The organism is Streptomyces sp. NPDC019224 (assembly GCF_040632605.1).
GTDB lineage: Bacteria > Actinomycetota > Actinomycetes > Streptomycetales > Streptomycetaceae > Streptomyces.
Map to the genome: position 1 here is coordinate 14,683 of NZ_JBEYCF010000015.1, position 12,060 is coordinate 26,742.

10 protein-coding genes are annotated in these 12,060 nt (G+C 76.4%); 9 read left to right on the forward strand and 1 reads right to left on the reverse strand.

The window, feature by feature from the left end:
- The first annotated feature begins 95 nt into the window (after positions 1-95).
- The 3 genes from ABZ564_RS12460 (at position 96) to ABZ564_RS12470 (ending at position 6,419) form a co-directional block, all read left to right on the forward strand.
- On the forward strand, positions 96-3,134 hold the full coding sequence (locus tag ABZ564_RS12460) for a helix-turn-helix transcriptional regulator (RefSeq protein ID WP_360853917.1): 3,039 nt from the start codon (positions 96-98) through the stop codon (positions 3,132-3,134).
- 176 nt (positions 3,135-3,310) lie between these two features.
- Entirely contained in the window at positions 3,311-4,618 is a 1,308-nt protein-coding gene (locus tag ABZ564_RS12465; protein ID WP_360853920.1) for a helix-turn-helix domain-containing protein, read from the forward strand.
- Between the two features lie 217 nt (positions 4,619-4,835).
- Positions 4,836-6,419: a cation acetate symporter gene (locus tag ABZ564_RS12470; protein WP_360853923.1), complete on the forward strand. Its 1,584-nt coding sequence runs from the start codon at positions 4,836-4,838 to the stop codon at positions 6,417-6,419.
- Between the two features lie 100 nt (positions 6,420-6,519).
- Here ABZ564_RS12470 and ABZ564_RS12475 read toward each other — a convergent pair whose 3' ends face one another.
- Positions 6,520-7,152 (reverse strand): TIGR03085 family metal-binding protein, encoded by a 633-nt coding sequence (locus tag ABZ564_RS12475; RefSeq protein ID WP_360853926.1) that lies wholly within the window; start codon positions 7,150-7,152, stop codon positions 6,520-6,522.
- 85 nt (positions 7,153-7,237) lie between these two features.
- On the opposite strand from ABZ564_RS12475, the gene hisI reads away from it, so the two are divergent.
- From hisI to trpC, 6 genes are all read left to right on the forward strand, one after another.
- Complete coding sequence (gene hisI / locus ABZ564_RS12480; RefSeq protein ID WP_326735673.1) at positions 7,238-7,621, forward strand: phosphoribosyl-AMP cyclohydrolase; 384 nt, start codon at positions 7,238-7,240, stop codon at positions 7,619-7,621.
- Between the two features lie 11 nt (positions 7,622-7,632).
- Positions 7,633-9,120 (forward strand): anthranilate synthase component I, encoded by a 1,488-nt coding sequence (locus ABZ564_RS12485; RefSeq protein WP_360853930.1) that lies wholly within the window; start codon positions 7,633-7,635, stop codon positions 9,118-9,120.
- 53 nt (positions 9,121-9,173) lie between these two features.
- Positions 9,174-9,830 (forward strand): TIGR02234 family membrane protein, encoded by a 657-nt coding sequence (locus tag ABZ564_RS12490; RefSeq protein WP_360853933.1) that lies wholly within the window; start codon positions 9,174-9,176, stop codon positions 9,828-9,830.
- A 121-nt stretch (positions 9,831-9,951) separates the two neighbouring features.
- Complete coding sequence (locus ABZ564_RS12495) at positions 9,952-10,200, forward strand: HGxxPAAW family protein (protein ID WP_360853936.1); 249 nt, start codon at positions 9,952-9,954, stop codon at positions 10,198-10,200.
- A gap of 76 nt (positions 10,201-10,276) precedes the next feature.
- Positions 10,277-10,831, forward strand: a complete 555-nt coding sequence (locus ABZ564_RS12500) for a DUF2752 domain-containing protein (RefSeq protein WP_360853939.1) — start codon at positions 10,277-10,279, stop codon at positions 10,829-10,831.
- A gap of 127 nt (positions 10,832-10,958) precedes the next feature.
- The gene (trpC, locus tag ABZ564_RS12505) at positions 10,959-11,768 is read left to right on the forward strand and encodes an indole-3-glycerol phosphate synthase TrpC (protein ID WP_360853942.1); all 810 of its coding nucleotides are present in this window, start codon (positions 10,959-10,961) and stop codon (positions 11,766-11,768) included.
- Positions 11,769-12,060 lie beyond the last annotated feature (292 nt).

The following is a 12,060-nucleotide window of genomic DNA, read 5'->3' on the forward strand; positions in this document are numbered from 1 at the left end:
CGGTTGTGCGCGTGCACAGACGTGGGGCGCCCTTCCCTGGGAGGGCGCCCCACGGCCGTACGCGCGCCTTCCGGGCGGGTGCGCCCCGGCCTAGCGTGCCGGGCGTGACTCCCCCCACGACCGTACGCAGTCCGCTCCGGCTGTACGGCCGCAGCGGTGAACTCGCCGTTCTCGACACGCTGCTGACGCGCCTTCAGTACGGCGACGGCGGTGCCCTGGTCCTGACGGCCCCGCCCGGCGCGGGCCGCACCGCCCTCCTGGACCGCGCCGTCGCGGCGCACCGCGAACGGTGCTCCGGGCCCGTCCTCCACACGACCGCGGCCCCGGCCGAGCGGTGGGTGCCCCACAGCGGCCTGCACGCCCTGCTGTGTTCGGCGCCCGGCGCGCTCGGCGGGGCGTTGCGCGACGGCCTTGCGCCCGGTGCCCCGGACCGGGGGGCGCGTGAGGTCCCGGCGCCCGGCGGCTTCGACCGGAGGGCGGGTGAGGGCATCGCCTCCGGCGGCTTCGACCGGTTGTTGCGTGAGGGCGGCGCGTCCGGCGCCCCCGGCCGGGTGCCCTCCGGCGGTCTTGTGGCCGCGGCCCCGGGCCGGGGGTCGCGTGACGGCCTTGCGCCCGGCGCCTCCGACCGGATGCCGCGCGAGAATCCCGCGCCCGGCGCCCTCGACCGGGTGTTGCGCGACGGCCTCGCCCCCGCCGCCCTGCTCGCCCTTCTGCGGCGGCTCGGCGCCGAGCGGCCGTTGCTGGTCTGCGTGGACGACGCCCACCTCTGGGACCCCGACTCGCGCGCCGCCCTCACCTTCGCCGCCCGTCGGCTCGGGCCGGGCAGCCGGGTCGCCGTGCTGATCGGCGCCGGGGACGAGGCCGGCTTCGTCGGCCTGCCCGCGCTCCGGCTCGGCCCCCTCCACGACGACGCCGCCACCGCGCTCCTGGACCGGCTCACCGAAGAGGCCGGCGCGGACCGGGCCGACCCGGTGGTGCGCGGCGAACTGCTCCGGGAGGCGGCCGGGAACCCCCGGCTGCTCACCGACCTCACCGGCCGGCTCACCCCCGGCCAGCTCGCCGGGCAGGCCCCGCTGCCGCACCCGCTGCCCGGCGGCGACGAGGTCCTGGCCGCCCACGTCGCCCGCCTCGACCACCTTCCGGCCGACACCCGCACCCTCCTCCTGGTCGCCGCCGCCGCCCACGAGCACGAGCCGGAGGGCACCGGCGCGGACCTCGCCCTCGTGCGCCGCGTCGCCGTGGCGGCCGCCGTCCCGGCCGCCGCGCTCGACCTCGCCCTGCTCACCCCCGGCGGCACTGCGGGTGTGCTCCAACGGGCGGGCGACCGCGTCCACTTCAGCCAACCGCTGCTGCGCCGCGCCCTCCTGCACCGGGCGCCTCCGCACCGCCGCCGCGCTGTGCACGACCTGCTCGCCGACCGTCTCGCAGCCGGGCCGTGCGCCCTCGCCGCCCTCGTCCAGCGGGCCTGCGCCGCCCCCGGCCCCGACGCCCGGCTCGCGGCCGCGCTGGAGGCCGCCGCCGCGCCACCCCGGCCGCACGCCGAGCGGGCCGCCGCGCTCGCCCGCGCTGCCGCCCTGACCCCGGACGGGGCGGCGCGGGCAGCCCGGTTCACGGCGGCCGCCGAGCAGACCCGGCTCGCGGGGGACCCCGGGCGGGCCCGCGCCCTGCTGGCCCGGGCCGGTCACCGTCCCGGGCACGGCGCCGCGCACCACGTACGCGGCCTGCTCACCCTCGGGGACGGACCGGCCCCCGACGCCCGCGAGACCCTGCTCACCGCCGCCGGCCTGCTCGCCCCGCACGAACCCGGCCGGGCCCGCGACGCCCTCCTCGGGGCCGCCGAGGCCGCCTGGGCGGCGGGCGACGCCCTCGGGTATCTCGACGCGCTGACCCGTATCCCCGAAGACAGGGCCGACCGCGCCCTCGCGCAGTACCGGGACGGCATGTGCGCCGTGCTGCGCGGCCGGCTCGGCGAGGGCCACGCGCTGCTGCGCCGCTGCCTGGGCTCCGCCGCCCGGAGCCAGGACCCCGAGACGCTGCTGCGCGCCGGGGCGGCGGGGCTGGTGCTCGGCGACCTCGACGCCGCCTGCCGGGCCGGATCCCGCGCGCTGGCCGCCGTGCACACGAGTGGCGCCGACGCTCTGCTGCCACAGGCCCTGGAGCACCTGGCCTACGCGGAGCTGCGCGCCGGCCGGCACGCCCGGGCCCGGGCCCACGCGCTGGACGGCCTGCGCGCGGCCCGCCGTACCGGCCGGCCCAACACCGCCGCCCATCTGCACGCCGTGCTCGCCCTCGCCGCATCCGTGGAGAGCGGGACACAGGAGTGCGCGGCCCACGCCGACGCCGCGCTGGAGGGTGCGGCACCGCACGGACTCGTCCAGGCCGCGACCCTGGCCACCTGGGCGCAGGCCCGCGCCGATCTGGCGGCGGGGCGCCCGGCCGAGGCGGCGGCCCGGCTCGACCCGCTGGTCAGGCCGGGCCCCCGGCGCGGCCACTTCGCCACCCGGATGCTCGCCGTGCCCTGCTACGTCGAGGCGTCGGTGCTGTCCGGGCGGGCGGTCCGGGGCGGGGGAGCGGACCCGGTGGCCGATGCCGTGGCGGAGTTCGCCGTATGGGCCACCCGCACCACCGACCCCCAGGTCCCCGCCCAACTGGCCCGCTGCCGGGCCCTGCTGGCACCGGCGAGCGAGGTCGCCGGGCGGTACGGGGAGGCGCTCGCCCACCACGGGCGGGCCGGCGGTGACTTCGAACAGGCCCGCACCCGGCTCCTGTTCGGGTCCTGGCTGCGCAGGCGACGCCGCACCCGCGAGGCCCGCGAGCCCCTGCGGGACGCCCTGGTGGGGTTCGAACGGTGCGGCGCGGCGGCCTGGACGGGCCGCGCGAGCGGCGAACTGCGGGCCGCCGGCGAGGCGGTGGAGGTACCGGCCCCCTCCGGGGCGGCCGCACCGCTGGCCGCGCTCACCCCGCAGCAGCAGCGGATCGCCCGGTGCGTGGCGGAGGGGGCCACCAACCGGGAGGTGGCGCTTCGGCTCTCGGTGAGCACCCGGACCGTCGACCACCATCTGCGCAACGTGTTCGCCGCCCTGGGCGTGCGCTCGCGGACGGAGTTGGCCGGGCTGCTGGGGAACGGGCGCTGACACCACCGGGGTTGCAGGACTGTGATGAGAAGGAGGCCGCACACCTCTAGGTACCGACTGGGCGGTATGTCATTCTGCGGGCGTCAGGATCATTCGGTGCGCCCGCGCCTCGTGCTGGGCGGGGCGGACCGGAGCCGGCCGCCCAGCGAGCCGGCCGAATCCCGGTGGAGGCCGCCATGCCACAGGTCGTACGTTCACGGGTCAGGGCGCTGCACGCGCCGCCGCCCGTCGCCCCGGTCCCGCGCCGCTTCCGTTCGCTGGCCGATCGCGAGGCCGTCGCCGTCCTGCACCGGGCCGCCCGGGTGCTGGTGGCGTCGCTGCCGGCGCTGACGGACCGGCTGGTGGAGGCGCTGCGGGAGCAGGAGCCCGCCTACCGGGCGGCGATCGAGGGCGACCCGGCGGAGATCTGGCAGGAGGTGTACCACTCGCTGCGGCACAATGTCGGATCGCTCATCCAGCCACGCGAGTTCCGGGAGGCCGCGCACCGCACCTCGCGGCGGATCGGCGAGGTCCGCGCCGAGCAGGGGCTGCCGCTGGACGCGGTCCTGCACGCGTTCCGGATGGGCGGGGCGATGGTCTGGCAGGACCTGGTGGACGAGACCGCCCGCCGCCACCCGGAGGACATCCGGCTGCTGGTCCATGTCGCCGCGGACGTCTGGAACTTCGTGGACGAGCACTGCGGGGTCGTCGCCGACGCCTACCGGAGGGCGGAGCGCCGGCTGGTCTGGCGCAGGGAGAACCGCCAGCGCCTGATGACGGCCGCGCTGCTGGACGGCACCGCCCAGATCGCCGACCTCCCCGACACGGCGGCCGCGCTGGGCCTTCCGGAGGACGGCCGGTACGCGGTGCTCGCCCTGGGCGATTCCCGTCCCTCCCCGCACGGTGCGACGCACCCGCCGCTGGAACTGCCCGCCGGCACGGACGCCGTGTGGCACACGGGCGCCGAGGCGGACTACGCCATCCTGCCGCTGGGCCGGAGCCGCGGCACGGAGCGGCCCGACGCGCCTGAGGACGCCGGGCCGCTCGCCGCGCTGGCCGCCGCCCTGCGCGTCCCGGCCGGGGCCCGGGCCGGCATCAGCTCGGCCGTCGGGGGGCTGGCCGCCGTCGGGGACGCCCGCCGCCTCGCGGAGACCGCCCTGCGCGCCTGCCCGGCGGGCGGCGGGGTCGTCCTGCTCGACGAGCACCTGCCCGCCGCGCTGATCGTCTCGTCACCGGCGCTCGGCGCGGCCCTCGCCGACCGGGTGCTCGGCCCTCTGGACCGGCTGGACGCCGCGGACCGGGACGTGCTCATCGAGACGCTCACCGCGTGGTTCGACGCCGACGGCTCGGCGCCCCGGGCCGGCGCCCGGCTCTACTGCCACCGCAACACGGTCCTGAACCGGCTCCGCCGCTTCGAGCAACTGACCGGCCGCTGCCTGACCCGCCCCTCGGACGCGGTCGAGGTCTCCCTCGCCCTGACCGCCCGACGCCTGCTCCCCGGCTGAGGCCCGGGGAGGCGCGCCTCGCCCTTCCTCCCGCCCGACACGCGCTCACCGTGTGCCCCGGCACAGCCGTCGCCGGGGCGGGCTGTACCCGCGCAGCGCCCCCGGAAAACCCGCTGTACGCGGACCCGGGGGCCTGATGCCGTACCCGCATGTCTCGTGTGCACCCGTCACCCAGCGCCCCCGCGACCACACCCGTCCCGCTCCCGGGACCGTGCCGGTGAGCGGCGGCTTCGACGCCCGTTCGCTCGCGGTGGTCGTCTTCCTCGCGTTCGTGGCCGGCTCGCTGCTGCTGTGCGGCCTGGCCGCGGCCGACCAGGACGACCCGGAACACTTCTACGCGGGCGGCGGCTCCGCGCTCGGGCCGGCCGGGAGCGGACTGGCCATCGCCGGTGACTACGTCTCGGCCGCGACGCTGCTCTCCACCACCGGCTCCGTCGCGCTCGCCGGGTTCGACGGCGTCCTGTTCGCCCTCGCCACGGTCGCCTCACTCGTCCTGGTCATGCGTGTGCTGGCCGAACCGATGCGCCGCAGCGGTGTGTTCACCCTCGGCGACTTCCTCGCGGACCGGCTCGGCGACCCCTCCGTGCGCCGCGCCCTCGGCATCACCACCCTGGTGATCCTCACCCCGCTGCTCCTGGTGCAACTCGCCACCGCGGGCCGGGTGATGGCCGCCATGTTCGGGCTGCCGGACGGTGCGCTCACCGGCTGCACCGTGGCCGGCGGCGCCCTGATGGTCTGCTACTCCGCGGTCGGCGGCATGCGCGGCACCGGCTACGTCCAGATCCTCAAGGTCGCGGTGGTCCTCGCGGCGGTGACCCTGCTCGCCGGCCTGGTGCTCGCCCGCTTCGGCTGGAACCCCTTCGCCCTGTTCGACGCGGCGCAACGCGGCAGCGGGGCCGGCGACGCGTACGCCCGCCCCGGCCTCCAGTTCGGCCCCGGCCTCGCCGGCACCCTGGACCTGCTGGGCTTCCAGCTCACCCTGCTCCTCGGGGCCGCGTGCATGCCGCACATCATGATGCGGCTGCACCCGATGCGCGATCGCCGGACCGTGCGCCGCGCCACCGTCTGGGCGGTGGTCCCGGTGGCCGTCCTGTGCGCCGGGGTCGTCGTGGCCGGGCTCGGCGCGTCCGCCCTGCTCGGCCACAAGGCCATCCAGGGGGCGGACCCGGCCGGCGGCACGGCGCTGCTGCTGGTGACCGGGGCGCTCGACCCGGGCGCCGGCGGCCCGCGCGAGAGCCTGCTGTTCGCGTGCGTCGCCTGCGCGGTGTTCGCCACCACGCTGGCCGCCGTCGCCGGCATCACGCTCGCCGCCGCCTCGTCCCTGGCCCGCGACTTCGCGGCGAAGGCCAGGGTGCGTACGGCGGCGCGGTCCGGCCGGTCGGCGGGACGCGAGATCCTGCGCGCCCGCCTCGCCGTCGTCCTGACCGGCGCGGTCGCCGTGTGGGCGTCCACGTACACCCACGACCGCAACCCGCAGGTGCTGCTCTCGCTGTCGTTCGCGGCGGCGGCCTCCGTCCTGCCGCCGGTCCTGCTCCACGCGCTGTTCCGGCCGGGCTTCACCGCGCGCGGGGTGCGCTGGACGGCCTACGGGACGCTGCCGCTGATCGCGGTCCTGATGGTGTTCTCACCCGCCTTCTCCGGGACACCCGTCGCGCTCTTCCCGGCCCGCGACTTCCACTGGTTCCCGCTCCAGACGCCCGGCCTGCTGACCATCCCGGCCGGCTTCCTGCTCGGACACCTCGGCTCCCGCGACAGCCGGAAGGGGGCTCCCGGGAAACGCGCAGCATTTATCGCGCCATAGACAGTGCGCGTACCGCGCGCCGAGGCCGGCGCGGTCACCGGCCTCGTCCTCGCCCCGCTGCGCCGGGCGGAGCTCCCGCGCCGACCAGGGCGTACGCGGGCTACATGCCCAGCTTCGCCGTCGTCACCCGCCCGATCGCCTCCGGCTCGCCCTCCAGCTCCACCCGCGCCGCCTCCTGCCGCCCGAACGCGAACAGCAGCAGCTCGCCCGGCTCACCGGTCACCGTCACCACCGGCGTCCCCCGGTGCGCCACCGCCGTCTGCCCGTCCGGGCGGCGCAGCACCAGACCCACGGGCGCCTTGCGGCCCAGCATCCGCGCCGCCTTCTCCGTACGCGACCACAGGACATCGGCGAAGACCGGGTCCAGCTCCCGGGGCGTCCAGTCGGGCTGCGCCCGGCGCACGTCCTCCGTGTGGACGTAGAACTCCACCGTGTTCGCCGCCTCGTCCAGCTGCTTCAGGCCGAACGGGGACATCCGCGGCGGACCCGTACGGATGAGCTGGAGCAGTTCCTCGTACGGCTTCTCGGTGAACTCGGCCATCACCCGGTCCCGCCGGCCCCTCAGCGGGCCGATGACGATTCCGGCCGCCGCGTCCGGCCGCCGCTCCCGCACCACCACATGGGCCGCGAGATCACGGGCCGTCCAGCCGTGGCACAGGGTCGGGGCCTGCGGACCCGCCGCCTCCAACAGGTCGGCGAGCAGAAGACGTTCGCGCTTCGCATGGGTCGACATGCCCGCCAGCGTACGACCGCCGTCCCCCGTCCGCCCAGTGGACGCACGCCCGGACACCCCGCGTCACCACGGCACAATGGAGCCCATGACCAGCACGCCCACGCCCGGCACCCCCCGGCCCGCCAGCGACCTCGATCCCGCCATCGCCGCCCGCCTCAAGCGCGGCGCCGACGGGCTGGTCCCGGCCATCGCCCAGCAGTACGACACCGGCGAGGTACTGATGCTGGGCTGGATGGACGACGAGGCGCTGCACCGCACCCTCACCACCGGCCGCTGCACCTACTGGTCGCGCAGCCGCCAGGAGTACTGGGTCAAGGGCGACACCTCCGGCCACATCCAGCTGGTCAAGTCCGTCGCCCTGGACTGCGACGCCGACACCGTCCTCGTCAAGGTCGACCAGACCGGTGCCGCCTGCCACACCGGTGACCGCACCTGCTTCGACGCCGACGTCCTCCCCCTCGGACAGTAGGGTCTGCCGCCATGGACCTCGACACGTTCCGCAAGCTGGCCGTCGACCGGCGCGTCATCCCCGTCACCCGCCGCCTCCTCGCGGACGGCGACACCCCCGTCGGCCTCTACCGCAAGCTCGCGGGCGAACGCACCGGCACCTTCCTCCTGGAATCCGCGGAGAACGGCCGCACCTGGTCGCGCTACTCCTTCATCGGCGTACGCAGCGCCGCCACGCTCACCACCCGCGACGGCGAGGCCCACTGGATCGGCACCCCGCCGGTCGGCGTCCCCGTCGACGGCGACCCGCTGCACGCCCTGCGCGCCACCATCGAGGCCCTGCACACCCCGCACGACCGGGAGAACGGCCTGCCGCCCTTCACCGGCGGCATGGTCGGCTACCTCGGCTACGACATCGTGCGCCGCCTGGAGAAGATCGGCGAGAGCGGCGGCGACGACCTGAAGCTCCCCGAGCTGACCATGCTGCTCACCTCCGACCTCGCGGTCCTGGACCACTGGGACGGCAGCGTCCTGCTCATCGCCAACGCCATCAACCACAACGACCTGGCCACCGGCGTCGACGAGGCGTACGCCGACGCCCTCGCCCGGCTCGACGCGATGGAACGGGACCTGCGCCGCCCCGTCGAGAACGCCCCCGCCGCCCTGCCGCCCTCCGAGCTCCCCCCGTACACCGCGCTCTGGGGCGGCAAGGCCTATCAGGACGCCGTCGAGGACGTGAAGGAGCGTATCCGGGCCGGTGAGGCCTTCCAGGTGGTGCCCTCCCAGCGCTTCGAGACCCCGTGCACGGCGAGCGCGCTGGACGTCTACCGGGTGCTGCGCGCCACCAACCCCTCGCCGTACATGTACCTCTTCCGGTTCGACGGCTTCGACGTCGCCGGCTCCAGCCCCGAGGCCCTGGTCAAGGTCGAGGACGGCCGGGCGATGGTCCACCCGATCGCCGGAACGCGGCACCGCGGCGCCACCCCGCAGGAGGACCAGGCCCTCGCCGACGAACTCCTCGCCGACCCCAAGGAACGCGCCGAGCACCTGATGCTGGTCGACCTGGGACGCAACGACCTGGGCCGGGTCTGCGAACCGGGCAGCGTCGAGGTCGTCGACTTCATGTCCATCGAGCGCTACTCGCACGTGATGCACATCGTGTCCACGGTCACCGGCAGGGTCGCCGAGGGGCGCACCGCCTTCGACGTGCTGACCGCCTGCTTCCCCGCCGGCACCCTCTCCGGCGCCCCCAAGCCCCGCGCCCTCCAGATCATCGAGGAGCTGGAACCCACCCGCCGCGGCCTGTACGGGGGCTGCGTCGGCTACCTCGACTTCGCCGGGGACTCCGACACCGCCATCGCCATCCGCACCGCCCTGCTGCGCGACGGCACCGCGTACGTCCAGGCCGGCGCCGGCGTCGTCGCCGACTCCGACCCGGTCGCCGAGGACACCGAGTGCCGCAACAAGGCGGCGGCGGTGCTCCGGGCCGTCCACACCGCCAACCGGCTCGGCGGCGCCTGACCCGTGCGCCCGCCCCAGGGGCGCGGTGGGCCGCCACGGGCCGGTGAGGGATAGTGGAGCACGTGAGTGCCGTCCCCGTACCCCAGCCCCGTGCCGAAGCCGTCGCCGCGCCCGACAGTTCGGGGAGCCGCCGCACCCTGGCCGCCGGCCTGCTCCTCGGGGCGGCCGGCGCGACCGTCGTCCTGCTCGCCTCCGGGCAGACCTGGGCCGAGGGCAAGGCCCTGGTCGGCGGCGGGACCCTGCCGCTGAGCGCCGACGGGCAGGACGTCACCGGGCTCCCCGCCGCCCTCGCGATCGTCGGCCTGGCCGCCCTCGTCGCCGTCTTCGCCGTGCGCGGCACCGGCCGGCGCGTGGTCGCCGGGCTCCTCGCGCTCAGCGGGCTCGGCGCCGCGCTCAGCGCCTTCCTCGGCGCGTCCGACAGCGGGGCGCTCGACGAGAAGGCCGCGCAGACCAGCGGGGACAGCGCCGCCACCATCACGGCCCTGAGCCACACCGCCTGGCCCTACGTCACGGCGGCCGGCGGCCTGCTGATCCTGCTCGCCGGGCTCCTCGCCCTGCGCTACGGCAGCCGCTGGCCCACCATGTCCGGACGCTACGAGCGCGACGGCACCCCGCGCCCCCGCAAGGCCACCCGCGCCCCCGACCCGGACCGGCCCGAGGATCTGTGGAAGGCCCTGGACCGCGGCGAGGACCCGACGCGCGAGGCATGACCCCCAGCTCACGTCCTACCCGCACGTACGGGACAATGACAGGGAGCTGGCACAACGGCACGGGCCGTGGGGACAGCGACCCGAGCGATTCCAACAGCGCAACACCAACGAGGAGCAACTCATGGCGGGCAGCAGCCACGGACACACCCCGGCCGCCTGGACCGGTGTCATCATCGCCTTCATCGGCTTCTGCGTCGCGGGCGTCTTCATGGTCGCGGCCAACCCGCTCGGTTTCTGGGCCGGCATGGCCGTCGTCCTCATCGGTGGCGTCGTCGGCCTCGCGATGAAGGCCGCGGGCCTCGGCATGCCGAAGGAGTCGGCCGAGCTGTCCGCCGCCCGGGCGCGCGCCGGCCGGGCGCAGACCTCCTGACCCGCGGGGACGTACGCATGCGAGGCGCAGCCCGGTCCGGGCTGCGCCTTTCCGTATCCACGGCGACAATCACCGGGTGGACGCATCGCCTACCCCCGCCGACGCCCCTCCGGTCCCGGACCCGGGACCGGTGACCGCCGGACCGCCCCCGGCCGAGGCCCCCGGCCCGGCCCCGGGGCCCGCGCCGGCCGCTTCCGGGCAGCCCTCGTTCCTCCCTGCCGCCCCCGCCGGCTCCTCGCGGCTGCGCCGCATCGCCACCCCCGCGGGCGTACTGGCCGTCGTCGTCGGGGCCTTCGGCTACGTCGCCGCGGTCGACCCGAACCAGCCGGGCCACTACCCCGTCTGCCCGCTGCTGCGGTTCGCCGGTGTCTACTGCCCCGGCTGCGGAGGCCTCCGCAGCGCCCACGCCTTCGCCCACGGCGACCTCGCCGCCGCCTTCGGCGCCAACGCCCTGGCCGTCGTCGGCTACGGGATCTTCGCCGTGCTGTGGACCGTGTGGCTGGTCCGCGAGGCCCGCGGCAAGCCCCTGCGGACCGACCTGCGGGCGGTGCACTGGTGGGGGATCGGGGCCGTGCTGCTGCTCTTCACCGTCGTCCGGAACCTGCCCTTCGGTTCGGCGCTCGCCCCGTGAAGTCCCAGGTAGTGGGACAGACGGTGTCCGGATGCGGGCCCGGCGGCCCGCTGCGGATACCATCGGAGTGGCTGATCCTGTGGTCTGTCACGTTTCTTTGTCACCGCTCCGGAAGGGGGCCGCTCGCGTGAGTGTGCTCGACGAGATCATCGACGGCGTCCGCGCCGACCTCGCGGAGCGGCAGGCGCGCGTCAGCCTCGACGAGCTCAAGGAACGCGCCGCCCGCGCCCCCCGTGCCAAGGACGGCGTCGCCGCCCTGCGCGGCGAGGGGGTGACCGTCATCTGCGAGGTCAAGCGCTCCAGCCCCTCCAAGGGCGCGCTCGCCGCCATCGCCGACCCGGCCGCGCTCGCCGCGGACTACGAGGCCGGCGGGGCGTCCGTCATCTCCGTCCTCACCGAGGAGCGCCGCTTCGGCGGCTCGCTGGCCGACCTGGAGGCCGTCCGCGCCAAGGTCGACATCCCGATCCTCCGCAAGGACTTCATCGTCACCTCGTACCAGCTGTGGGAGGCCCGCGCGTACGGCGCCGACCTCGCCCTGCTGATCGTCGCCGCCCTCGAACAGGAGGCGCTGGTCTCCCTGATCGAGCGCGCCGAGTCCATCGGCCTGACGCCGCTGGTCGAGGCGCACGACGAGGAGGAGGCCGAGCGTGCCGTGGCGGCCGGGGCCAGGATCATCGGCGTCAACGCACGGAACCTCAAGGACCTCAAGGTCGACCGCTCCACCTTCGAGCGGGTCGCCCCCGAGATCCCCGACCACATCGTCAAGGTCGCCGAGTCCGGCGTCCGCGGTCCCCACGACCTGATCGCCTACGCCAACGCCGGCGCGGACGCCGTGCTCGTCGGCGAGTCCCTGGTCACCGGCCGCGACCCGCGGGCCGCCGTCGCCGACCTGGTCGCCGCCGGCGCCCACCCCGCCCTGCGCCACGGGCGGGGCTGATCCGGCCGTGTCCCCCCTTCCGCACCCCGAGCCGATGCGCTGCGCGCTGCCCTCGTGGCACCGCGGCTGCCGGGCTCCGGCACGCCGTGTGCACGGCCGGCGGGTGCGGTACGTGATCGGCGCCGAACCCGGTCAGGTCAACGGCATGCGATGGCGCACGGGGCCCGCGCTGTAGAGCGAGCCCCGTGCGCCGCACCGGCCCGCCCGCCAGGGCGCGGTCCCGTGCGGCCGGAACCGCCCCGGTCACGCACCGGTGCGGTGCTCCGCTCACGGCGCAGACGGTGCGACCACC

Excerpts from the sequence above, each read along its gene's own strand:
- ABZ564_RS12495 (WP_360853936.1), top strand. The coding sequence starts at position 9,952 with ATGGCGGGCAGCAGCCACGGACACACCCCGGCCGCCTGGACCGGTGTC.
- ABZ564_RS12485 (WP_360853930.1), top strand. The coding sequence starts at position 7,633 with ATGGACCTCGACACGTTCCGCAAGCTGGCCGTCGACCGGCGCGTCATC.
- ABZ564_RS12465 (WP_360853920.1), top strand. The coding sequence starts at position 3,311 with ATGCCACAGGTCGTACGTTCACGGGTCAGGGCGCTGCACGCGCCGCCG.
- hisI (WP_326735673.1), top strand. The coding sequence starts at position 7,238 with ATGACCAGCACGCCCACGCCCGGCACCCCCCGGCCCGCCAGCGACCTC.
- ABZ564_RS12475 (WP_360853926.1), bottom strand. The coding sequence starts at position 7,152 with ATGTCGACCCATGCGAAGCGCGAACGTCTTCTGCTCGCCGACCTGTTG.